This window comes from Thermotoga sp. 2812B, from assembly GCF_000789335.1.
In the GTDB taxonomy this organism is placed as follows: Bacteria; Thermotogota; Thermotogae; order Thermotogales; family Thermotogaceae; genus Thermotoga; species Thermotoga maritima.
Window position 1 is genome coordinate 1,265,457 of sequence record NZ_CP003408.1, and the last position, 23,248, is coordinate 1,288,704.

Here is a 23,248-nt window from a genome sequence, read left to right on the forward strand (position 1 = left end):
TATTCAGTGCGGTGGGAGCGTAGCTCAGGGGGAGAGCGCCTGCCTTACAAGCAGGAGGTCGTAGGTTCAAGTCCTGCCGCTCCCACCAGAGATGTCAGGTGGCCAGGTAGCTCAGTTGGTAGAGCACTGGACTGAAAATCCAGGTGTCGGCGGTTCGATTCCGCCCCTGGCCACCAGTTCTGTTTAAAAGATATTCAGCCCGGTCAAGACGACCGGGCTTTTTGTGTTATTGATTAAAGTTTTTGAGATAGGACCTTTTCACTATTCCGAAAGATCTCGTATCAACTTTCTGAATGATAGAAAAGGAGATTTCAATTCCTTTTTCTTTAGAGAATTGTCTAAGGAAACTGTTGACTCTGATTTGTAGGACAAAACGTCACCTGACTGATGCCAGGACTCAAGGAAATCGGACCACGAGAGTTCCTGGGAGAAAAGAAGAGAACTGTAGTCGATTCCCAGATAAGTTAGGAAATTTGGATCGTCTGGCATGAATATACTCACAGGATTTTCTATTGAGGTACCTGATTTTTCGGCATATTCGTAAATAACCAGCTGTTCGAGAGATTGTGATACCTCGTTAGCATAGGTTTGAACATCAGAGTTGTTTATGTAAGCTTGCATAGAAATCGCACAATCGTTGAGATCTACAAGCAGATTGTAGTCGGGATAGTACTGCATCAAACCTGGATAGAAACTGTTTATTGTGCTTCTCAGAGAATCATCCATGATGGAAACAAGCCTGCTCGCTAAGCTGTTCAAAGAATCGGTTACACCGGTAACTTGGTTGACGTCGTAAACTGCCAGACTTAGACCATAATCCTCCCAAAATGTCTCATTATAGAAATTTCTGTAAGCGTCGACTATCTTCATTCCAACATCGAGAGCATCGTCAGAAGAAATTATGTTCGCCAGGAAGCTGTAATTCCACCCGTCGCCAGGTTCTGTGAAACTGGAGGCCACAATGTAGTCAACCAAACCTCTCAATTCGTAGAGAACTTCTATGGATCCCATCAAACACGCGTCCATTCCCAGGATATCGATACGTGGGAATCCGTAGCTGTTGTATTCTTCCAAAGCCTGTCGGAGTTCCGGAGTGGTGATGTAATTACCTGAAGTATCATCGAAGCATATACCTCTCGGTGAATAACTGGCCTTCGCATCGTAGAGCCATGCGCTTCCATGATCCCAAAGAATAATGGCGCGGTTTGAGGCTTCCAGATTGCTTGCATATTCCATATAAGTGATCAATTCTGATATATTTCCGGAATCGATTTCAGCAACCATTGGTACTCCTTCCCATTCTCCTTCTTCGTTTAGAACGTATATCCAATCACTCTGGGAGGAACCATCGAAAATTACCACAACAGAAACGTTTTCATTTGAATTCAACATTTCATTCAAATCGTTCAAGGCAAATGATTCAAGATTGTTGTCAGCACACATCCAGACGAGGAATAACCAGTTTAAACCCTGAAACGTTACGTCGAATTGAGTTTCGATTGAAGGATTTTCAACAAGACGAGCTTTGAATGTAACAGTACCGCTCTGAGCCGGACAAATCCTTATCTTTGCAATTCCATTGCTATCTGTGGTGAAGGAGTCCTCTCCTGTGATAACATCAGAAAGTAGATACCAGTTTCCATCAGATTCTTGGTATAATAACTGGACGTTCACCCCAGGAATAGGTACACCCGATTCATCAACCACCTGAACGTCTATGTAACCGATTCTCCCGACCACGTGTGTCTCGTTATCTGCGATTATCTGCGCTGAAGTTACTGAAATTTGTTCTTCAGGTTGTATAATGATGTAATCCACCCAGGCTGTGTCGTATCCTTCGGAAACGCTGGAATCTTTCTTGTACGCGAATCTTATCGTGTGCTCCCCGGGTGGGAGAAGGTACGCCAGCGGTGTCCAGTCCACCTCTCCAGAAAGCGCATACCAGGGTTCATTGTCAACGTAGAACCTGAAATAGTCGTAGTCTTCCTCACTGCTCACTTTCACCCAGAAAGACAAGGTAACAGGAGTGTTGTAGTTTACTGTGAATTCAAACCAACTTTGTTGATCATCTTCTATGTCCCCGAATTGAAGGGCATGGTTCCCTTCATAGAAAACAGTATCCTGAACAAATGGTAAGGCATCTCCTCCTAGGATCCAATCGACCGGAATTCCATCTTCAAAGTCTACAATGTAAGTAAGGTCAACGTAAGTTATGCCGCTTTCCATACCGTTTGCTACAGCGTTTACACCGACCATCTCTATCTCTTCATCACCCTGCACGAGGGGAATGGAAAAGAATTTTTCTGTTGTCTCACCTACATATCTCCAGAAATTTTCCGAAACGTACTTTTTATACACCATGAACACCGCATTCTCTATATCGTAATCCCAGCTGAGGACTATTTCCTCATTTTCCAAACTCGCTGTCAGATTGCTCACAGGCGGTAGGTATGGAAGCGATGCTGTTATCGTTATTTGGGGATTTATTGAAACAAGATCATCCCCTACACTAAAATTTATCTCACTCATCCTTGCAGGATAGATTGTGGCGTCGAACTCTTCCTGTAGGTTTGTCACAGTATTATCGTTAATGTTGATTAAAGTAGCTGAATAAACGATGTGCCACACTCCCGGTTCTAGATCAACGATTGTATAAATATCCCCTGTTGAATTTACAGTGTGATCAAAGTTCAACTCAGAATTATTTGCGGAATGCACCATTTGGATCTCAGAACTTTCTATTATGTAAGGAGCATCAGGATTCAAGCTCACGTTGAGACTAAATTGACCGGAAAGGAACTCGAGAGCTATAAAAACATCATTTGCTCCATCTCTAAGATTCACCTGAGAGGAACCTTCCATTATTTTTGTTTCTTGATCATAGAGTTCTGAATTGTCCGTATAAGCTTCTACCTCTATCGTATGCACACCGGGATAGGTTTGAACTGTTATAGAAATTTCTGAGGAGGTGAATTCCCCTGAATAAATCACCGTCCCTGAACTGTTCAGGACTCTCACTTGGAATTTGCTTATGGGAAGTTCATCTTGGAAGGCTTTTGTAAAAGGAAAGTTCAATGTAAGATGAATCTCCGCTGTTATCTTTTCGGAGGATGGTACCAAAGAAGGCTGCGCACATCCTGATAGAATGACTAATACCATGAAAGCTGCTAAAATGGAAACGAAAAAAGACTTTCTCAACCTCATGGTTTATACCCCCCAAAAAAGAGTTTGTTACTTTATTATATAAGAACAACTTCAACAAAGTCAAGAAACAGAAGTTTCGTAGTTCAAAGTTTTGGAAAATGAAGGCGTGTTGATCTAAGAAAGAAAATCCGAAAAAATAAAAAGTCCTTAAAAATAAAAAGTCCTTCTGGGGGATTGACCGCATTTTGTGCTCATGCTATAATCTTCTTCGGCGTGTCTGAGCTGGTCTTTTCAAAGGAAAGGGATTGTGTTATAATATAAAGACGAGGTGGGGCCGTAGCTCAGCTGGGAGAGCGCTACCATGGCACGGTAGAGGTCGTGGGTTCAAGTCCCATCGGCTCCACCAGCGGGGGCCCCCGTAGTTCAACGGATAGAACGGCGGATTCCTAATCCGCAGATGGAGGTTCGATTCCTCCCGGGGGCACCACTCCCGGAAGGAATATGAGGTGGGCCGTTAGCTCAACAGGTAGAGCACCTGATTCTTAATCAGGGGGTTGCAGGTTCGAGTCCTGCACGGCCCACCAGATTTTTTTAGAAAAAGCAAGTGGAGGCCAGCCCGGCTTCCCACCCTGGGGCAAGAGGCTACCAGGGTAAATATCCCTGAAAGATTCAGCTTCGAGGGGAAGCGGGCTTTTTGCCCGCTATTTTTTATGAATGAAGGAGGCGATAGGTATCGGTGTAAACACGGATCTTCCGAGAAACGAGCAGATAAAGGCTCCAAAAGTCAGAGTAGTAGACGAAAATGGAAAGATGATAGGTGTCATGCCAACCAGAAAAGCTCTGGAACTTGCGAGGGAGAAGGGACTCGATCTTGTTCTCGTTGCTCCAAACGAGAATCCGCCTGTTGCCAAAATTATGGATTACGGAAAGTACAAGTACCAGCTCACAAAGAAACAGAAAGAAAACAAGAAGAAGCCTGTTCAGATGAAACAGATGAAGTTTCGCTTGAAGATTGACGAGCACGACTATCAAACCAAGGTGAAACATATAAGGAGATTCCTGGAAGATGGTCACAAAGTCAGGGTGGTTGTGATGTTTATAGGAAGAGAGATGATGTTCGCGGAAAAGGGCAAAGAGATCCTGGAAAGGGTTATCAAAGACACGGAAGATCTGGCTACGGTGGAAAGTCCTCCCAAGATGGAAGGAAGAGACATGTGGATGGTGCTGAAACCCAAAAATTCGTGAAGGAGGTCCTGAATATGCCGAAGGTGAAAACAAACAGGAGTGCCGCAAAAAGATTCAGGATAACAAAGAACGGTAAAATAATGAGAAATCATGCTTACAAAGGTCATAAAACAGGCAAGAAGAGAAGAAATACCCTCAGAGCGCTCAGAAAGAAAGACGTGGTTTCCAGTGCAGATAAGAACAGAGTTCTCAGACTTCTTGGGAAAAAGTGAGGAGGGATAAGTCATGCGAGTAAAAAGAGCTGTGCACGCGAAAAAGAAGAGAAAGAAATATTTGAAAGCCGCTAAGGGATACAGAGGTGCTCTCAGCAGAAGGTACAAACTCGCCAAGCAGATGTATGTAAGATCGAAATGGTACTCCTATGTTGGAAGAAAGCAGAAGAAAAGAGATATGAGAAAGCTCTGGATCACAAGAATCAACATTGCTGCGAGAAACGAAGGGCTCAAATACAGTGAGCTCATTCACGGTTTAAAACTTGCTGGTGTTTCCATAAACAGAAAGATGCTCTCTGAACTCGCGGTGAACGATCCTGAAGCTTTCAAAGAATACGTGAAGATAGCAAAAGAAGCTCTCGCATCCTGAGGTGTCGAGAATGGAAAAAACGAAGAAGATAGCCATAATGAGTGGTAAAGGTGGTGTTGGAAAAACCACTGTAGCGGTGAACCTCGCTGTTGCACTGGCGGCTGAGGGTTACCAGGTTGGTCTTCTCGATCTCGATCTTCACGGACCCAACGTTCAAAGGATGCTCGGTGTTTCTCTGCCACCTTCCGAAGGTGAAAAAATCGTTCCAGCGAAGTATGGAGATTCTTTGAAGGTGTTTTCACTGGCAATGATTCTCCAGGAAGGGGCTCCCGTTATATGGAGAGGTCCTCTCAAACACAAGGCAATTGAACAGCTCACAAGAGACGTGGAATGGGGAGACCTTGACTACCTGATCTGTGACCTTCCACCGGGAACAGGAGACGAAGCGCTTTCCACCTTTCAAATAATAAAACCCGATGCTGTGATAATCGTTTCCACTCCTCAAAAAGTGGCTGGAGACGATGTGAGAAGAGCGATAAACTTCGTCAAAAGATTGAGTGGAAAAATACTTGGGCTGGTGGAAAACATGTCCTATCTGGTCTGTCCAAATTGCGGTGAGAAGATATACGTTTTTGGAAAAGGAGAGACGGAAAAACTGGCAGAAGAATTTGGTATCCCTCTTCTTGCCAGGATACCCATGGATCCAGAGGTGGTTTCCCTCTCAGACGAAGGAAAGCCCGCGGTGGTTTATAAGAGAGGAACCGCAATAGAAGAAGAATTCAAGAAGATCGTCGAGAAAGTACTTTCTCTGTAACCACGGAGTTCTTTCCAAGAGTTTTTGCCAGGTAGAGGGCCTCATCGGCCCTCTTTATTGTTTCAAGGGGATCCTCGTCGTTTTTGTATTCTGCCACTCCAAAGCTCAGAGTGACGTGATAGATGTTCTCTGGATCTTCCATAACGGCTTTTCTCAGCTTCTCTGCTGCGATTCTTGCCTCTTCCAGGGATGTTCCTGGAAGAGCTATAATGAACTCTTCCCCTCCGTATCTCCCCACAAGATCGCTCTTTCTCAAAACGGACTTCATCTTTCTTCCAAGCCAGCTGAGAGTTTTGTCACCCGCCATGTGTCCAAATTGATCGTTTATCTTTTTGAAGTCATCGGCATCGCACATGATGATGGAAAGGGGAGATTTATACCTCGAAGATTTGTACGCCTCTTCCTCAAGACGTTCCATGAAGTACCACCTGGACAGGACTCCTGTGAGAGGATCCTTCATGCTCCTGTCTCTATAGAGACGTTCTCTGAGAATGGTGGTGAGAATGTTTCCAAATTGCTCGAGCGTTTCCACCAGCTCCCAGGCTGTCTTTTCGTCACATTCAAGGTTGGTCTCGACACCAACGATCATGTCGTGCTTCATATCGAGATGGAAGGACATGACCGTTCTGAAGGGCGAAATTTCGAGGAAGTCCTTCTCCATAGGTGGAGTGATGGGAGATGTTGAATATTCTTCCATCACCTTTTTCGTTGTTCTCTCAATTATTCGAATTGAAAAAACTTCGTATGGAATTACCTCTGAGAGTTTTGCTGCAACAAACTCCATCATATCAGAAAATTCCTTTTCTGTTTCTATGAAACCCAGCAATAGATAAAACGGTGCTTTTTTCTCTTCAATTTGAGTTTTTTCGTCCAGCTCCAGCTTGACCGAAACTTCTCTCAAGCCTATCAGGTTGTAAACAAAAATCGCCTTTCTGAGATAACGCTTGGCTTTGAAGTTTTCTCCAAGGGCACTGTAGAATTTGTAAAAGGTCTCATAAACTAGAGCGAGTGTGAGATTTGAAGAGTTTTCGACGTTTTCCCTTTCAAGTTCGAGGAGGAATTCTTCGAAGCCTTCTGGATCCAGTTTTGCTAACTTTTCCGCAAAAACGTAAGCGATTTCTTCGTTGAAGAATTTCTGAGGAGTTTCAAGCCTTTCTTTCCAGATTTTCAAGAGCTCTGAATCGTCTTTTGCAAGAACCAATCTCTTGAGAAAATCGAATCCGAATCTATCGAACTCGGGTTCATCCTTTTCCAGAAGACTTTTAGCGGATTCAACGTCTCCAGAAAACAGGTAGTTCATGACCAGTCCTCTGAGTGCTCTTCTTTCTATTCCGTGTTTTTCTTCCAGTTTGAGTTCTGTTCTGAAGACTTCTTCAGCTTTCTGGAAGTCTTTCCTGTGAATGTGGTAGAGCCCTTCGAGAAAATAGGTGTAAGAAAGGATGGGCATGTCTTCAAAGAGCCTTGCCTGTTTTCTCAGTCTTTCAAGCTGGACGAGGAAGTTCGTTATTTTTCCCTCGTAGAGCAAGCTCCATGTCAAATTGCTTTCGTCCACGATGGAAAGCGATGGGTCTATTTTTCTTGAAAGCTCTAAAGAGTGATGGAAGTAGTAGTTGCTCATCGCTCTCGTTCTTGAAAGGACTCCCAAAGCTCTGTAACCCATCACTTGAAGATCGAGAAAACCTTCCGAGGCGGCAATGTTCATCATCTCTTTCAGTGTTTCTCGATCTTCAGTTGAGGAGAAGAGCTCGTAGAGAAGATGAGCTTTCAGATAAAGCCTTTCTTTTGTGGAGAAATTTTTCTCTTTGAGCTCTCTTTTGATGGTGTTGAGAATTTCCTGAGGGGCTTTCTTTCCCGCTCTTCTGTGAAGACAGGAAAGAACAACGAGATTGTAGAGATCATAATAAGACAGTGAGTCTTTTTGCAAGATTGAGTTGATATCTGCTTCTCCGAGAGTTTTGAACCTTCGAAAGTGGAAGTTCTCCTTTTCTGTACCCAGAGGATCTATCCTGAAAACGAGCTTCATCTTCAGGCTTTCTATGGAATAATATGACTTTTTGAAGGATTCTTCCAGTCTTTTCAGATATTCAATGAGTGACCTGGTTTTTTCGTAATCCCAGAAGTGTTTTCTCACGTATCTCAACACGTAGAAGAATCTTAATTTCGGATCTTCCAGAGATAGGGCGTGTTTTATTGCGAGGTCGTCCGGGAGATTTTCGAACAGTTTTTCGTGGAGATTTTTCTTTTTGTTCTCTGAAAGCTTGTTGTAGTAGTATTTCCAGAATTCTCTAAGTGCGAATCTGTAGAGTCCTTCTTCTGTCGTTATCACACCAGAATCATATGCGGACATCAAAGTATCATGGTAGTCTTTTCCGGTTATCTTTTCAAGAACCCTCAATTCGCTTCCGGTGAACTTCTGTCCCAAAACGCTCAGTTCTCTGATTTCTGAGGAATCCAGCTCTCGAAGAAGAGGTTTGAAGATTCCAACAATGTTTTCTCTGAGATTGGACTTGTTGAAGAATTTCAACAATTCTACCATGTATCCTGGTAATCCCTTGCTGAGATTGTGAATCAACTTAACTTGATCGTCGCTGATTTTTCCAATCGCTCTCTCAAGAAAGATATGAGTTTCCTCAACTGTGAAAGGAGAGAGTCTGTACACCTTGTGGAAGAATTGAAAAACCTTTGTAGAAGTTGCTAAAACGATTATTCTGGTGCTGGTGAAGAGTTCGGAAAACTCCTCAAGAAACGATAACAAATCTGAGCCTTCGAACAGGTCGTCGATCAAGATCACCTTTTTTTGACCGTCGTCGAGTTTGGTGAGAAGATCGAGTTCGTCTGAAGCATCGTACCATACACGGAGATCTTCAAGAGATGAGATCTGGTGAATCATATATCCTTGTTCTCTCAATTCATCGACGAGAACAGACGCGAGTTTTGTTTTTCCCACTCTCTGTTCACCTGTGATCAGAATGAAGAGAGGAAATTTTTGGGAAGTTTCTATGTCTCTTTTTATCAATTCTTCTTCTTTCCTGTGAATGTAGGGAATTCTGATCTCTCTGGAGTCGAACGAGGTCTCTCTGATCTCCAGGTGAGGTTCTATTCCGTGGATTTTCAAAAAACGCCTGCACACTTCTTCGGTTGCCCGGGAAGATCTCTCTGGAGAAAAAACAACACCCTTCACGTTGTCTGAAACGTTCGAGATGAGTGCAGGGATCAAAAAAACTCCGTCGTTCACCAGTATGTCGTCCATCCCAAGCGTGGGAATAGTGACGCCCACTTTCGAGAGAAAAAGAAACATCTTGAGAAGCTGCTTTGCGATCTGCTTGCTCAGATTTTCGAGAGGTGCGAGGTTGTGGTAGTAGGGATAGAACAGCAGGAACTTTCCATCAGAGATTTTCAACTTTTCAGGCAGAAGAACGTTTGGCAAATTGAGGCGTTTCAATTTTGCGTATTCGTTGAAGAAGAAAGATCTATCCACGGGAACTCTTACGATTTTCAAAACTTGATCTTCACCGTCATCTTCTATGAGAAATTCATCTCCCCAGTACGTCCCCCTCAGAAATTTTTTCACTCTCATTTTCCACACCTTCTCTGAACTTCTTCAAGAGATGATTTATAACCCTGGGAATCACTTCTTCTATTTTCTCCCCCTCGAAAGTCACACCCGCTGCCCGTGGGTGCCCACCTCCTCCAAGCTCAAAAGCAACTTCGTTGACGTTGAACCAGTCTTTTGATCTCATGCTGACATGTATTTTACCACGTGGAAACTCCATGAAGAGCACAGCCACTTCCACACCTCTTATGGAACGAAGCTCACCGACGAATCCCGCGCTGTCCTCATCGGTGCAGTTGTGTCTGAGATAGGTGTCGTAATCGATGTAGGAGTAGGCGATCTTTCCATTTTCAAGCAGCTGGAGTCTTTCGAGGACTTCAGCAAACAGTTTGAACTGTTCGAATCTCTTGTTCTCCAAGATCTCTTTGGCAACGAAATGTGCATCTGCTCCCATCTTCACCAGTTTGTAAGCGTCTTCGAACACTCTGACATCTGCGTTGGAGTGCCTGAAGAACCCTGTGTCGGTTGCGATCCCAAGGTAGTTCAAAGTGGCAAGGTTCGAATCGTACTCTACACCGAGAGCTTCGTTGATCCTGAATATCATCTGAGCGGTGGCTGCAAAAGACGGATCCACCCAGTTCCAGTTTCCGAAATTCGTGTTCGTTGAGTGGTGATCGATCACAACAGAAGGAACCTTATCCAGGAGATCCTGAAACTTTCCGATTCTGTCGGGAGAGGAGGCATCGACCACCACAAGAAGCTCCGGATCGAAATTCGGATTCTCTTCTATTTTATCTATGTAAGGGAATTTCTCGAATACGTAAGGAATTTTGTAATCTACAGCAGCCTTCACTTCTTTTCCTAATTTTTCCAGTCCGAGTGTGAGGCTCAGAACGGAACTCACACAATCACCATCGGGCATTATGTGTCCTACAACGAGTATTCTATCGTGTTGAGAGAGCACTTTGACGATCTCGTCCACTTAGAACACCTCCACTGCAGTGGTGAGAGCTTTTTCTATTTTACCCTGTGCCATTTTCGTTGTTCTCACCACTTCTTCGTGTGACAGTCTTCCGTGGGTGATACCGGCTGCCATGTTCGTCACACAGGAGAATACAACCACCTTGAGCCCGCAATGTTTTGCAGCGATCACTTCCGGAACGGTTGACATCCCAACAAGATCGGCCCCGAGCTTTTCAAAGGCGCGTATTTCAGCTGGCGTCTCGTAACTTGGTCCAAGAACACCGATGTAAACTCCCTCCTTCAGGCTGAGTCTTTCCTGGATTTTCCTCGCCCATTCAGGAGCAACAACCGAGGACATATCGGGAAACCTCGGACCTATCCTTTCGTCGTTTGGGCCTCTGAGAGGATTTCTGAACATGAAGTTTATTATGTCTCTCACCAGAATGATTTCTCCAGGTTTGAACTCCGGGTTTATCGCACCGGCGGCGTTGGTTACAACGACACCTTTCACTCCCACGTATTTTGCCACATACACGGGAAAAGCCACCGTCGCTGGATCGTGACCCTCATAAAGGTGAAACCTTCCTGCCATGATCATAACAGGCCTTTCGCTTATTCTTCCAAAAACGAGTTTCCCGCTGTGACCTTTCACGGTAGGTTGTGGGAAGTGAGGAATATCTTTATAATCTATAATAACAGGGTCTTCCACTTTTTCTATGAAAGGCCCAAAACCGGATCCCAGGATGATCAAAATATCCGGTGAAAGGTTCGTTCTTTCACTTATAAACGTCCTTGCTTCTTCGATCTTTTTCATCATAACTTGTGATCACCTCCACGTAACTATTCTACTATAAAGCGAGGTGTTGATGGTGTATCCCAGGCTTCTGATAAATCTAAAAGAGATAGAAGAAAACGCAAGAAAAGTAGTCGAAATGGCCTCCAGAAGAGGTATAGAAATAGTCGGTGTTACCAAGGTAACCCTTGGTGATCCCCGTTTTGCGGAAACGCTCAGAAAAGCGGGTATCGGGATACTGGGTGAGTCCAGGATAAAGAACGTTCTCAGAATGAAAAAAGCAGGAATAGAAGGACCGTTCATGCTCCTGAGACTTCCCATGATGAGTGAACTTGTTGAAGATGTGAAGCACTTCGATTACATCATGGTCTCCGATCCTGATGTGGCAAAAAAAGTGGATGAGCTCTCCAGAGAGATGAAGAGAAACGTGAAGATCATATACATGATAGATGTGGGAGATCTCAGAGAAGGTGTTTGGTTTGGGAAGGCCGTTGAAGAAATAGCTCAATGCAAAGGAGCCAACGTTGTGGGAATAGGCACCAATTTTGGATGCTACGGTGGTATCATACCAACGAGAGAAAAGTTCGAAATCCTGCTCGATATAAAGGAAAAGCTGGAAAAAAATCACGGATTCAACATAGAGATAGTCTCCGGTGGAAACACTCCGGCGCTCTACGCACTGGAGAATGGAGAGATTCCTGAGGGAATAAACCAGCTCAGGATAGGAGAGGCCATTGTTCTGGGAAGGGACATAACGAACAATCGAGTCATAGACTGGCTTTCTCAGAACACCTTTCTGATCGAGGCTGAAGTGATAGAGGTGAAGGAGAAACCCTCCGTCCCCCTGGGAAAGAGAGGACTCGATGTCTTTGGAAGGAAGGTTGACTTCGTGGACAGGGGTATAAGGAAAAGAGCGATCTGCGCTCTTGGAGAGCAAGATATAGACAGCAGAGGGCTCATTCCCGTGGACAAAGGAGTTGAGGTACTGCACGCTTCGAGCGATCATATCGTCCTCGATGTTACGGATTTTGGAGATGTGAAAGTCGGTGACGTGTTCAGATTCAGAATGACTTACTCCTGTCTTTTGAAGGCTATGACTTCTCCATTCGTGGAGAAGGTGTATGAACCCTCAATCTGAGGGGAAAGTCTTAATACGAGGAGGAAACGGTTTTGAACGAAAAAAAACTCGTCGAAGCCCTCAAAAGGAAAGAAGACTGGGCATACGAGGTTCTATACAGAGAATTCGCTCCAAAAATAGGGAGTATAGCAAAGAGCTTTTTGAACACCGACGATGTGGATGATGTCGTTCAGGATGTGTTTTTGAGGATTTTCAAAGGGATAAAGAAATTCAGAGGTGATTCGAAGCTCTCTACGTGGATCTACAGGATAGCCGTGAATGTCTGTAAGGACTACCTTCAGAAGTACAAGAAGAGAAACGAGTTTTTGACAGATTTTCAGGAGAAAGACAACGAGGAAGAAATCTATATCCAGCCAGAAGCGAAAGAGAACGTACTCGATGAAGTGCTTCGCTCAATCACCGCTGAGAGGGTTCAAAAGGCTCTGGAAAAGCTCTCACCGGAGGACAGGCTGCTCATAAAACTGAGGGATATAGACGGGTTGAGCTATGAAGAAATAGCGTCCGTTTTGCAAAAACCTGTTGGAACTGTAAAAAGCCGTCTTCACTACGCAAGAAAGAGGCTGGGAAACTTGTTGAAAGAGGGTGAAACTGTTGAAAGATGACAGATTGAACAGGATTCTTGACGGTGAAGAGCCCATAGAGGGGCTTCCTGAGGAACTCCTCAGAGATTACCGAGTTTACAGGGAGGCTATCACTCTCTACAGAATACGATGCGAGTACGTTCCAAGTGAACGTCTGATGAGGAAGATCCTGAAAAAAAGGCGAAAGAAACTCGTCCTTTCAACAGTTTTCGCTGGGATCGCAGTTTCCCTGCTGCTTCTTTCTGTAGTCCTCGACATTTTCCCTGTCTCTCCGTCTCGAAAAGTTGTTCAAAAACAAAATCCTGTTGTTAAAGAGTTAATAGATTACATAAAAACAGTGGAAGTAGTGAGCGATGGATGGTGATAGTGTGAAAAAGTACGTTCTGGTAGTTTTGTTTTTCCTCGCAGCTACGATTTTTGCACTACCTGAAATCGTGGAAAAGTGGATGTACGCGAACTATTACGCGAAGAGGATAATGGTTGAAATTGGTTTGAAAAGCCGTTTCAGATACGAAGAGGTGTACAAGTGGGGAGCGGACAAGATGGTTCTGGTACACGAACCCGTCAGTGTGAACTGGGTGAGACTGGGTCAGAGCTGTTACATGGGATCCGGTACCACCTTGAAGAGATCTCCCATGCTCATTCTCGATCTTGAGGATCTTGCCTTCAAGGAGATTCTGCAGGGAAGAGATCTGAAAATTGAAGAAACAAACGAAGGGTACGAGATATACATTCATGACACGGGAGAATACCGCGTGCTTCTCTCATCCGATGGATTCCCAAAAGAGATCGAAAGAAACTACATGGACACGAAGAGCAAGCTGATCTACGAAGAAGTGAAACCGCTTTCTGCCGATAAGAATGAAATTTTGAAAGACTACACTCTTGTGGACTCTGGAGTGGAATTTCCAAAAGAACTGGTTGACATCCTGAGTAACTTTCGTTTCCTCATAATCAGAGAAGGAACATCGGGGCTCGAGATAGAGGGTATCTACAAAAACGGTCAAAAAGTAGAGATATTCATAGGAAACGACCTTCCAAAGGGTGGTTTACAAGTCAACATCAACGGACTCAAGATAGCCATCGTTGCCGATGAAAAAACTCTTGAGGAGATAAAGGTGATTCTTGGACAATGAGAGCGCTCATAGTGGACGGTTACATAGACGAGCCCGCCGCCTTTGGTGTCCCACCTTATGTGAGTCCGTACGTCAGGTACCTCGCAGGTGCACTTGTGGTTCATGATGTAGAAGTCGATTATGTCACCATAGACAAAATGAGAAAGGAATCACTCTGGGAAATTGCGAACGAATACGATTTTCTTTTTGTTTTTGGTGGAATCACCGTGCCAGGTCGATACAAGGGCGGAACACCTCTCACCCTTTCAGAGCTTCAGAGGATTCTCAGCATCGCAAGAAGACCCATAAAAATAGTGGGTGGTCCAATAGTTGGGGGATATTCACTCAGAGGGGGATCTGTGGCAAGACGATTTGACATACAGGCGGATTATCTGGTGAGTGGAGATATGGAGGCTTTTGTAGTCTCCTATTTTCAGGGTGTACCCGATCCAGAGGCAAAAAGCGATTATGAGCTGATCGATGCGGTGGCACCTTATGGGGCCGTTGTCCTTGAGAAACATCCGAACTTTCCGCATGTCATATGCGAAATAGAAGTCTCGAGAGGTTGTGAAAGAAGAACGTTCTGTTCTTTTTGCACAGAACCGCTTCTCCATGGAAGGTTGAAATCTCGAGATGTACAGGCCATACTGAAAGAGATAGAGTCCCTCTACAGAGCTGGATGCAGAGCATTTCGCTTCGGAAGGGCTGCGAATATTCTGGCGTTTGGATCTGACAGGAACGGAGGGAAGCCCTCTCCGGAGATCCTGGAGGAGTTGTATTCGGGTACCAGAGAAGTAGCTCCTCATCTGGAAGTTCTCCACACGGATAACGCCAACCCATCCTACCTTGTTACATACGAAAAGGAATGTAGAAAGATAGTTGAAACCATTGTCAGATACAACACACCAGGCGATGTGTTCTCCTTTGGAGTGGAGTCCTTCGACGAAAATGTCCTGAAGAAGAACAACGTTCAGGGTTCGCCGGAAGAGTTTTTGAAAGCCATCGCTGTTGTGAACGAGATAGGTGGAGTGCGGGTGGATGGAATACCAAAACTCCTTCCCGGTGTGAATCTGATCTTTGGTCTTCCGGGGGAAACGGAAGAAACCCTCAAAAAGAATTATTCATATCTGAAGCGCATTCTCGATGAAGGTTATCTTCTGAGAAGGATAAACATCAGAAAACTTCTCGCTTATCCGGGAACTCCGGTATACGAGTATTTAAAGAATAAAAAGCACAGAATCAAAAGTTATCTTCATGATCAGTGGAAAAGAAGGATAAGGGAAGAGATAGATCGTGAAATGCTGAAGAGAGTCTTCCCTGCCGGCACTGTTCTAAAAAAGGTGATAGTTGAGTACAGAGAAGGAAAAATCTCTTTTGGAAGACAGCTAGGGAGTTATCCGATACTCGTCGGCATTCCAGGAAATCACAGTGGTGTGCTGGACGTGGTTGTGGTTTCCCACGGCGAACGATCGGTGACTGCCCTGCCTTACCCTTCCTTCATAAACTCCATGTCACTGGAAGAACTCACAGCGATACCCGGAATCGGAAACGCCCTCGCCAGAAAGATCATTCTGAATCGTCCCTTCAGAAGCTGGGAAGATCTCAAGAAAGTAGTTCCCGCCGAGACAGCGAACTTTCTCAGAAATCTTGGCATTTCTTTACAGCAGGTGTAAAATATGCTCGGGTGATGCACATGAAAACCGTTAGACAGGAAAGATTGAAGTCCATCGTAAGGATTCTCGAGAGATCAAAAGAACCCGTCAGTGGAGCTCAGCTGGCAGAAGAACTCAGTGTGAGCAGGCAGGTGATCGTTCAGGATATCGCCTACTTGAGAAGTCTTGGTTACAACATCGTGGCCACGCCAAGGGGATACGTGCTTGCGGGTGGAAAGTCTGGAGTCTCGAGGCTTGTAGCTGTGAAGCACGCGCCAGAAGAGATAAAAGAAGAATTACTCTGTGTGGTGAGAAACGGTGGAAGAATAGTCGATGTGATTGTGGAACATCCGGTTTACGGTGAAATAAGAGGTATCATCGATGTTTCCTCCGAGGAAGAGGTCTTGAAATTTGTAAACTTGATGGAGATGGCAAAGACAGAACCTCTCTTAACTCTCTCTGGAGGAGTTCATCTTCACACCATAGAGGCACCGGATGAAGAAACAATGGAAAGAATCATGAGAGAGCTGAAGAAAAAAGGTTTCCTGATAGAGGAGGGATAAAAGATGAGAATAGACGAAATAGTTGAAAAATACGTGGACAGAAAAACTCAGAGAAGGTTTCTCATCCTCACTTCTATCGCCTGGATGTTCGATGCTGCCGGTGTTATGCTTCTTTCTTTTGTGCTTCCTTACGTGATAAAGGAATGGAATCTCACCTCTACTCAGGGAGCTACCATAGCAAGTGCTACCTTCCTTGGAATGCTTTTTGGAGCGCTTTCTGTGGGGTTCGTGGCTGACCTTCTTGGAAGGAAAGTTTCCAATCTGTTCTTTTTCATCGTAACGATCACCTTCACTTTTCTGTCCGGCTTTTCCTCATCGTTCGAAACTCTTTTAGTTCTGAGAGGCCTTTCGGGTTTTGGGTATGGAGGCTTGATGCCTTCGTTCAACGCGTATCTTGCAGAATTCACGAGTATCAGACTCAGGGGAAGGTATCTTGTGCTTCTGGAGTCGAGCTGGGCGGTTGGGAGTATACTGATAGGACTCTTCGCAGTGAATGTTCTCCCGAACTGGAGATGGGTCTTCTGGATCTTCTCCATCGGGTACCTTTTTGTTCCGGTGTTTCTTAGGATGCCCGAAACCCCAAAGTACGCGTTTTTGAAGGGTGGAAAAGAAGCGCTGGAGAGGTCTCTGGGTAAAAGAGTGGAGGAAGAGGTGGAGCTTCCAAAAAAAGAGAAAGTTCCCATCCTGGCTCTTTTGAAGAGGGAACATTTGAAAGACACAGTTGTGATCTGGATAGCGTGGTTCGTTGTGAGCTTCGTGTATTACGCTCTGTTCACCTGGGCTCCCAGGATCTTCTCCTCGCTGGGTGTGAGTGTTGTCAAATCTTCCTGGTTCACATTCTACATGATGGTGGCACAGCTTCCCGGGTACCTTTCGGCAGCCTACTTCATAGAAAAATGGGGAAGAAAGGCTTCTCTTGGTGTTTACTTCATAGGAACAGGACTTGCCGCTCTGCTGTGGGCCAACGTGAGAGGAGATGCTTCGCTTCTTGCAGCTGCTTTGGTCCTTTCTTTCTTCTGTCTTGGAGTGTGGGGACTGGTCTACGCTTACACACCGGAGCTGTATCCCACGTCGCTCAGGGGGACTGGAAACGGAGCAGCGGGAGTATGGGCAAGGATAGCGGGTATAATAGCTCCTTACTACACAGGCTTCATGATGGAGAAAGGAAAAAGCATCGCGGAAACCCTCGCATGGATCTCCGCGATGGCAATGTTTGCCGGTGTGATCGTTCTGATATTTGGAAGAGAAACAAAGGGGAAATACGTGGATTAATCTGGAACAACGGTGCTTCCCACGTCTTCTCCCTTCAGCGCTTTCAGAAGAGTTCCTGGTTCGAAGAAATTGATCACCTTCACTGTAATTCCAAGCTTCTTACACAGAGCGAAGGCTTCGGCATCCATGACCTTGAGCCCCATTTTCATCGCTTCTGAGAACGTGAGATGAGGGATCTTCTTCGCATCGGGAAATTTCTTTGGGTCTTTATCGTACACACCATCCACTTTTGTGGCTTTCACCACCAATTTTGCTCTCATTTCCTGGGCTCTCAGAACGGCTGCTGTGTCTGTAGTGAAAAATGGATTGCTCGTGCCTCCAGCGAAGATCAGAATGCTGTTTTCTCTTAGGGCAGATTCTATAGAATCGTAGTTCACCCTTTCCACATCCGGAAGATTCACTATCTGTGAATAAATTCGAGCTTTCAATCCGGATCTTTCGAAGATGTCTTTCAAATATACGGAATTCATCACGGTTCCGAGAAGACCGATCTGATCGGCCCTTGTCATGGTGAGATTCTTCAGCTCGACACCCCTGAAGAGATTCCCTGCTCCCACAACGATACCTATTTTGAAACCTTCTTCAATGGCGCTTTTAATCTCGTTGACTATGTAGTTCACTCTTTCTGGATCGAACCCTCTGCCTCCTTCTCCCGAGAGTGCTTCCCCACTCAGCTTCACCAGTACTCTCATGATCCATACCTCCAAAAAAAGGGTGAGCTTTTCGCTCACCCTCGCTTATGTGTGTCGTTGATCAATCTTCGTAACCCTCTCCTATCTCGTATCTTGTGAACCTTGAAACTCTTATGTTTTCACCTGTTTTCGCTATCAGTTCGTTTATGAGATCTTTCACCTTTTTTGTATCGTCGAATATGTAAGTCTGTTCGTAGAGACACGCCTGTTCGAAGAATTTCTCGAGCTTTCCTTCCACGATCTTTTCCACGATGTTTTCAGGTTTATCCTTGATCTGAGCTCTGTAGATTTCTTTCTCTTTTTCTATGACTTCTGCCGGGACGTCCTCTCTTCTGACGTACAGAGGTTTCATTGCAGCAACCTGTTTTGCGAGGTTGTAAGCGAGTTCTTTGAACTCATCGGTTCTGGCCACGAAGTCCGTTTCACAGTTCATCTCGAGCAGAACACCTATTCTTCCGTTGAAGTGAACGTATGCAACGATGATTCCTTCTTTGGTAGTTCTTCCAGCTTTCTTTTCAGCTGTTGCAGCACCCTTTTTTCTGAGAATCTCCACCGCTTTTTCCATATCACCGTTGGCTTCTTCGAGGGCTTTTTTACAATCCAGAATACCTGCACCTGTCATTTCTCTGAGCTTTTTGATTAGGTCCATGGATATTTCCATGTCACTTTCCTCCTTTCTTGGTCTTCGCCTTGATCTCGTAAGAATTTGGATCGTGCCAGCCGTAATCCAGGTTCAGTTTTACTTTGAATTCCTTCTGGAGCTTTTTTATATCTTCCCTTTTGAAGTATCCAGACATGTTCGGATGAACTTTCAATGTTACTTCCTCAAAATCTTTCAATTTTTTCAAATCTTCTCTGATTCTCTTAAGCAGAATCTTTTGAGAAAGTACTTTTCCCGTTCCCGAACACACGGGGCACCGGGTGAAAAGAAGTGTATCCAGAGGTCTTGTCGTTCTTTTTCTTGTTATTTCCAGAAGCCCAAGATTTGTGAATCCAAAGATTTCGATTCTTGTTCCGTCTCTTTTTGCAACCTCTTTGAATCGTGAAAGAAGCTTTTCATAACTCTTCGGATCTTTCTGCTTTATGAAATCTATTACCACGATTCCTCCAATGTTTCTGAGTATCAACTGACGAACGATTTCTTCGATGGCCTCCATGTTCGTTTTCAAAGCGAGTTCCTCCTGGTTTTCAGCGTCTGTGTAGCTTTCCGAGTTTACATCTATAACGGTGAGCGCTTCTGTTCGATCTATGACGATGTTTCCTCCGCTTTTCAATGGAACAGTGCGGGAGAGAAGTTTTTTCAAACGTTCGTAAACGGAAAACTTTTCAAACAGGTCACCTTCTACGTACTCGATCTCCGGTTTTTTCGGAAGATTTTGAAGATATTTCTGTAAGGTCTCAAGGAGTGATCTGTCGTTGTAAATCAATTTGTCTATCTTCGAATTCACCTTTTCTTTGATGATCTGTTCTACAGGATCTTCTTCGTATAGCAACTTCGGTTTTCTCGATCTTCTGAACTTTTGAAGTACCTGGTTCCATTTTTCTAATGCCCTTTCGAAATTCTTTATGATCTCCTCTTCGTCCACACCTTCCGCTGCTGTCCTCATTATTACACCGACACCGTATTTTTTTCTCAGAGAAAAGGCTATGGTTCTCAATCTGCGTCTTTCTGAAGCATCTTCTATCTTTCTTGAAACACCTATCACTTTTTTGAAAGGAAATATGACAACGAATCTGTCGGCTATCCCTATCTGGGGTGTTACCTGAGGTCCTTTTTTTCCCGAAGCATCCTTTTTCACCTGTACGAGTATCTTCTGGCCTTCTTTTACTTCTTGTCCTTTCAGAACAGTTTTCCTGTAGGCTTCATTAATCTCGCTGAGTTTCAAAAAGGCGTTCCTGCCCTTTCCAATTTTCACGAAGGCTGCTTCGAGTCCTGGTACAATTTTTTCGATCCTTCCAAGGTAAATTTTCCCTGCGATCGTTTCTATTTCATCGAAAAAGACCTCTTCGAGTTCACCATCGTCCATTACAGCGTAAGACAAGCTGTCCGATTGAACATTAAGGAGAAATTCTCTTATATCCTTGACACCTCCGGTTTACTCTGCCATCTCGATGAGATGAATGTCTCCGTTTTCGTCCCTGTAGAGGAGATTTATTTCGCCAGTATTGACGTTTCTGAAAACGAGGAATCGATGGTTCAACTCATCCATCTGCATAACTGCTTCATCGAGATCGAGGTTGAGAAGAGAAACTCTTTTTACAGAAGAGACCTTGTCAGATGGGGAAAATTCACCTGGCTCTTCAAGAGGAGTTTCAACGAGTGCAGAACTTCTATGAGGGTGGTTCTTCAGCCTCTCTTTCAATCTTTTCACCTGTTTTTCTAGAGCATCCGAGGCAAAATCTATCGCGGTGTAAATATCCGGGTGTCTTTCTTCTACATTGATGATGTTCCCTTTCAGATTCATATTGAACTTAACCACATATTGATTCTTACCATCTTTTTCTATTCTAACGTTGAAGGAAACGAGGTCATCATCGTAAATCACCCTGTCAATTTTATCGAGCCTTTTTTCCAGATAATTTTTGATGGCTTCGGAAATTTCTACACCCTTTCCCGTTATCCTGTACTCCATAAAAGCACCTCCCTTACAGTATGAATACACCTGCTCCGAACATCTTGGGACCAGAATGAACAGCAAGGGTGGGAGGCAATCTCACGATGTCCACCCTTTCGATGTGTTCGTCTTTCAGTTTTTCTTCTATTTCAAGAACGATCTCCTTCATTTCTTCCCCGGCATAAACAAGTCCCAGCATTTTTCTTCCGTCTATTTTCAGGTCCTGAACAATTTTCTCTACAACATTCTTTAAACCACGTTTTTTCGCTACCACTCTGAGTTCTCCATCTTCAATGCTCAGAATGGGATGTATCTTTATGAGATTCCCGAGCATTCCTGTTATCGCTTTTACCCTTCCACTCTTCATGAGATAATCGAATTCCAGCACTGAGAAGCGGATCTTTATTCTTTCGTTTGCTTCCTGAACAACTCTTTCAAGATCCTCTCTGCCGTCTTTCACCGATTCCATCAACTTTAGAAGAACATATCCTGCACCTATTGAAACTTGTCTGGTGTCAATAACCCTGAATGTCACCGATGGGAACTTTTCTTTTAGACGTTCGGTTACGCTCTTCATCACGTTATAGAAAGCACTCAGCTTTGAAGAAAGGTGAACGCAGTATATACGGGTACAACCTTCAGAAATTATATCACGAAGCACCCTCTCCATTTCAAGCGGAGAGGGGACGGCTGTTCTGAAGTTTTTTGCCTTTCCAAAAAGACTGTAAAAAGTTTCTTTATCGATGTCTACGTCGTCTGTGTACTCTTTATCGTCGATGTAGACCTTTATACCGATCGTTCTTACAGGAAACGGAAGTTCCCAATTGCCAACTGTGACAGCGCTGTCTATAACGAAGACTGGAAGAATCGTCTCACCCTTTCCACTCTTTCCCTTGCTTCCATGAATCTATCAGGGGAGATGTCTTCTTCTCTTCCGGCTTCTTCCGTGATTATGATCACATCTTTTCCATCGCAGAGCAAAAAACCACCCGCAACTTTCAGATGGTATTCATCATCACCCGATTTTATTTTTACATCGCACACGGAGAGCTGGGTTACTATGGGAGCCCTCCTGGGGAGGATTCCCATGGATCCTTCCACCGTTCTGAAAGAAATGAAGTCGCTTTCTCTGTCGTACACGATCCCATAGGGTGTAACGATTTTTACCTTCACATTTTCAACTCCTCATTTCTTTTGCTCTTTCTTTAACTTCGTCGATGTTTCCGGCCATGAGAAACGCCTGTTCAGGTACATCGTCGAGTTTTCCGTCGAGAATCTCCTTGAATCCTCTAATTGTTTCTTCAATGGGTACGTATCTTCCAGGACGCCCTGTAAACCTTTCTGCTACGTGGAACGGCTGGCTGAGGAACCTTTGAATTCTTCTGGCACGGTGAACCACAAGTTTGTCTTCCGGAGAGAGTTCCTCCACACCGAGTATGGCGATAATATCCTGAAGGTCCTTGTATCTCTGAAGAACTTCCTGAACACCTCTTGCCACTTCGTAATGCTCTCTTCCAACGATCGCTGGATCCAGAATTTTCGAGGAGGAGTCGAGAGGATCAACCGCCGGGTAAAGTCCAAGTTCTGCTATTCTTCGTGACAGAACCACCGTGGCATCCAGGTGGGCGAAGGTGGTTGCCGGTGCCGGGTCGGTTATGTCGTCCGCAGGAACGTATATGGCCTGAACGGATGTGATGGAACCTCTCCTCGTCGAAGTGATTCTCTCCTGAAGTTCTCCCATATCGGTTGCGAGGGTGGGCTGATATCCCACAGCAGACGGCATTCTTCCGAGAAGTGCCGAGACTTCACTTCCAGCTTGGACAAACCTGAATATGTTGTCAATGAAGAGAAGAACGTCTCTTCCTTCTACGTCTCTGAAGTACTCAGCGATGGTGAGGGCGGTAAGAGCCACTCTGAATCTCGCTCCTGGGGGCTCGTTCATCTGGCCAAAAACGAGAACGGTGTTTCCAAGAACTCCGCTTTCCTGCATTTCGAGCCAGAGTTCGTTACCTTCTCTTGTTCTCTCCCCGACACCTGCGAACACTGAAAATCCCTTGTGTTCTATTGCGATGTTTCTGATGAGTTCCATAACGAGCACGGTCTTTCCAACGCCCGCTCCTCCGAAGAAACCGATCTTTCCGCCCTTTGGGAACGGAGCGAGAAGATCGATCACCTTTATACCGGTCTCGAGGATTTCTATCTCTGTGGATTGTTCCACAAGCTCAGGGGCTGGTCTGTGAATGGGCCATCTTTCTTTGGCTTTTATTTCTCCTGCTTCGTCGACAGGTTCACCTATCACGTTCAGGATCCTTCCAAGGACTTCTTTCCCCACAGGTGCTGTTATGGGAGCTCCTGTATCTACCACTTCCAGACCTTTGGTTAAACCGTCTGTTGAATCCATAGCCACCGTTCTAACAACTCCATCGCCGATGAGCTGCTCCACCTCGAGCACTACCTTCTGCCCCGTTTGGGGATTTACAACTTCGAGGGCGTTGTATATATCCGGGAGTTCCTCTTCGGGAAATTTCACGTCCACAACAGGTCCCATAATACTCACAATGAATCCTTTCGAACCCTTTGCCATGC

At 44.8% G+C, this 23,248-nt stretch carries 22 protein-coding genes and 5 tRNA genes; 16 read left to right on the top strand and 11 right to left on the bottom strand.

The window, feature by feature from the left end; all coding sequences use genetic code 11:
• Nucleotides 1-13: 13 nt before the first annotated feature.
• Nucleotides 14-88: transfer RNA gene (locus T2812B_RS06405), tRNA-Val, on the top strand.
• Nucleotides 89-100: 12 nt separating this feature from the next.
• Nucleotides 101-176, top strand: a tRNA-Phe gene (locus tag T2812B_RS06410).
• Between the two features lie 85 nt (nt 177-261).
• On the opposite strand, the gene T2812B_RS06415 is transcribed toward T2812B_RS06410, so the two are convergent.
• Nucleotides 262-3,204, bottom strand: a complete 2,943-nt coding sequence (locus T2812B_RS06415; RefSeq protein ID WP_008194848.1) for a clostripain-related cysteine peptidase — start codon at nt 3,202-3,204, stop codon at nt 262-264.
• Nucleotides 3,205-3,474: 270 nt separating this feature from the next.
• Here T2812B_RS06415 and T2812B_RS06420 point away from each other — a divergent pair.
• From T2812B_RS06420 to T2812B_RS06450, 7 genes are all read left to right on the top strand, one after another.
• A tRNA-Ala gene (locus T2812B_RS06420) sits at nt 3,475-3,550 on the top strand.
• A gap of 6 nt (nt 3,551-3,556) precedes the next feature.
• Nucleotides 3,557-3,631, top strand: a tRNA-Arg gene (locus T2812B_RS06425).
• A 21-nt stretch (nt 3,632-3,652) separates the two neighbouring features.
• Nucleotides 3,653-3,728: transfer RNA gene (locus T2812B_RS06430), tRNA-Lys, on the top strand.
• A 130-nt stretch (nt 3,729-3,858) separates the two neighbouring features.
• Entirely contained in the window at nt 3,859-4,389 is a 531-nt protein-coding gene (infC, locus tag T2812B_RS06435; RefSeq protein WP_008194850.1) for a translation initiation factor IF-3, read from the top strand.
• A gap of 14 nt (nt 4,390-4,403) precedes the next feature.
• The gene (gene rpmI, locus T2812B_RS06440) at nt 4,404-4,601 is read left to right on the top strand and encodes a 50S ribosomal protein L35 (protein ID WP_008194852.1); all 198 of its coding nucleotides are present in this window, start codon (nt 4,404-4,406) and stop codon (nt 4,599-4,601) included.
• 13 nt (nt 4,602-4,614) lie between these two features.
• Nucleotides 4,615-4,971, top strand: coding sequence for a 50S ribosomal protein L20 (rplT, locus tag T2812B_RS06445; RefSeq protein WP_004082031.1), 357 nt, complete (start codon nt 4,615-4,617; stop codon nt 4,969-4,971).
• Between the two features lie 10 nt (nt 4,972-4,981).
• Nucleotides 4,982-5,725, top strand: a complete 744-nt coding sequence (locus tag T2812B_RS06450) for an Mrp/NBP35 family ATP-binding protein (RefSeq protein WP_008194856.1) — start codon at nt 4,982-4,984, stop codon at nt 5,723-5,725.
• On the opposite strand, the gene T2812B_RS06455 is transcribed toward T2812B_RS06450, so the two are convergent.
• Genes T2812B_RS06455 through T2812B_RS06465 form a run of 3 tightly spaced genes read right to left on the bottom strand, consistent with a single transcriptional unit; the run spans nt 5,691 to nt 11,058 of the window.
• On the bottom strand, nt 5,691-9,302 hold the full coding sequence (locus tag T2812B_RS06455; protein ID WP_008194858.1) for a diguanylate cyclase: 3,612 nt from the start codon (nt 9,300-9,302) through the stop codon (nt 5,691-5,693). The genes T2812B_RS06450 and T2812B_RS06455 overlap by 35 nt on opposite strands.
• Nucleotides 9,259-10,260 carry a bifunctional oligoribonuclease/PAP phosphatase NrnA gene (locus tag T2812B_RS06460; protein ID WP_008194860.1) on the bottom strand — a complete coding sequence of 334 codons (1,002 nt, stop codon included), beginning with the start codon at nt 10,258-10,260 and terminating at the stop codon, nt 9,259-9,261. Before T2812B_RS06460 ends, T2812B_RS06455 begins: the two co-directional genes overlap by 44 nt.
• Nucleotides 10,261-11,058 (bottom strand): purine nucleoside phosphorylase I, inosine and guanosine-specific, encoded by a 798-nt coding sequence (locus tag T2812B_RS06465; RefSeq protein WP_008194862.1) that lies wholly within the window; start codon nt 11,056-11,058, stop codon nt 10,261-10,263.
• Nucleotides 11,059-11,107: 49 nt separating this feature from the next.
• On the opposite strand from T2812B_RS06465, the gene T2812B_RS06470 reads away from it, so the two are divergent.
• From T2812B_RS06470 to T2812B_RS06500, 7 genes are read left to right on the top strand one after another with little or no spacing between them, the layout of a single operon-like run.
• A complete protein-coding gene (locus T2812B_RS06470) occupies nt 11,108-12,172 on the top strand; it encodes a lysine racemase (RefSeq protein ID WP_038051014.1) in 1,065 nt (354 codons plus the stop codon).
• A 32-nt stretch (nt 12,173-12,204) separates the two neighbouring features.
• Entirely contained in the window at nt 12,205-12,774 is a 570-nt protein-coding gene (locus T2812B_RS06475; protein WP_004082042.1) for an RNA polymerase sigma factor, read from the top strand.
• The gene (locus T2812B_RS06480; RefSeq protein WP_010865369.1) at nt 12,755-13,117 is read left to right on the top strand and encodes a hypothetical protein; all 363 of its coding nucleotides are present in this window, start codon (nt 12,755-12,757) and stop codon (nt 13,115-13,117) included. Before T2812B_RS06475 ends, T2812B_RS06480 begins: the two co-directional genes overlap by 20 nt.
• Nucleotides 13,107-13,889, top strand: a complete 783-nt coding sequence (locus T2812B_RS06485) for a hypothetical protein (protein WP_004082047.1) — start codon at nt 13,107-13,109, stop codon at nt 13,887-13,889. Before T2812B_RS06480 ends, T2812B_RS06485 begins: the two co-directional genes overlap by 11 nt.
• The gene (locus T2812B_RS06490) at nt 13,886-15,541 is read left to right on the top strand and encodes a radical SAM protein (RefSeq protein WP_008194869.1); all 1,656 of its coding nucleotides are present in this window, start codon (nt 13,886-13,888) and stop codon (nt 15,539-15,541) included. The genes T2812B_RS06485 and T2812B_RS06490 overlap by 4 nt, the downstream gene beginning before the upstream one ends.
• A gap of 14 nt (nt 15,542-15,555) precedes the next feature.
• Nucleotides 15,556-16,083, top strand: a complete 528-nt coding sequence (locus T2812B_RS06495) for a transcription repressor NadR (RefSeq protein ID WP_004082049.1) — start codon at nt 15,556-15,558, stop codon at nt 16,081-16,083.
• A 3-nt stretch (nt 16,084-16,086) separates the two neighbouring features.
• On the top strand, nt 16,087-17,355 hold the full coding sequence (locus T2812B_RS06500) for an MFS transporter (protein ID WP_004082050.1): 1,269 nt from the start codon (nt 16,087-16,089) through the stop codon (nt 17,353-17,355).
• Here T2812B_RS06500 and pyrH read toward each other — a convergent pair.
• From pyrH to atpD, 7 genes are all read right to left on the bottom strand, one after another.
• Nucleotides 17,352-18,047: a UMP kinase gene (gene pyrH, locus T2812B_RS06505; protein ID WP_004082051.1), complete on the bottom strand. Its 696-nt coding sequence runs from the start codon at nt 18,045-18,047 to the stop codon at nt 17,352-17,354. The two genes, T2812B_RS06500 and pyrH, sit on opposite strands and share 4 nt — an antisense overlap.
• Before the next feature lie 61 nt (nt 18,048-18,108).
• Entirely contained in the window at nt 18,109-18,708 is a 600-nt protein-coding gene (gene tsf / locus T2812B_RS06510) for a translation elongation factor Ts (protein ID WP_004082052.1), read from the bottom strand.
• Nucleotide 18,709: 1 nt separating this feature from the next.
• Nucleotides 18,710-20,089, bottom strand: coding sequence for a ribonuclease E/G (locus tag T2812B_RS06515; RefSeq protein ID WP_012311033.1), 1,380 nt, complete (start codon nt 20,087-20,089; stop codon nt 18,710-18,712).
• Between the two features lie 54 nt (nt 20,090-20,143).
• Complete coding sequence (gene hpf, locus T2812B_RS06520; RefSeq protein ID WP_004082054.1) at nt 20,144-20,680, bottom strand: ribosome hibernation-promoting factor, HPF/YfiA family; 537 nt, start codon at nt 20,678-20,680, stop codon at nt 20,144-20,146.
• Nucleotides 20,681-20,693: 13 nt separating this feature from the next.
• Nucleotides 20,694-21,569, bottom strand: a complete 876-nt coding sequence (locus T2812B_RS06525; RefSeq protein WP_327084764.1) for a DegV family protein — start codon at nt 21,567-21,569, stop codon at nt 20,694-20,696.
• On the bottom strand, nt 21,509-21,835 hold the full coding sequence (locus T2812B_RS06530; RefSeq protein WP_004082057.1) for a F0F1 ATP synthase subunit epsilon: 327 nt from the start codon (nt 21,833-21,835) through the stop codon (nt 21,509-21,511). The genes T2812B_RS06525 and T2812B_RS06530 overlap by 61 nt, the downstream gene beginning before the upstream one ends.
• 4 nt (nt 21,836-21,839) lie before the next feature.
• Nucleotides 21,840-23,246 (bottom strand): F0F1 ATP synthase subunit beta, encoded by a 1,407-nt coding sequence (gene atpD / locus T2812B_RS06535; RefSeq protein ID WP_004082059.1) that lies wholly within the window; start codon nt 23,244-23,246, stop codon nt 21,840-21,842.
• Between the last annotated feature and the right edge of the window lie 2 nt (nt 23,247-23,248).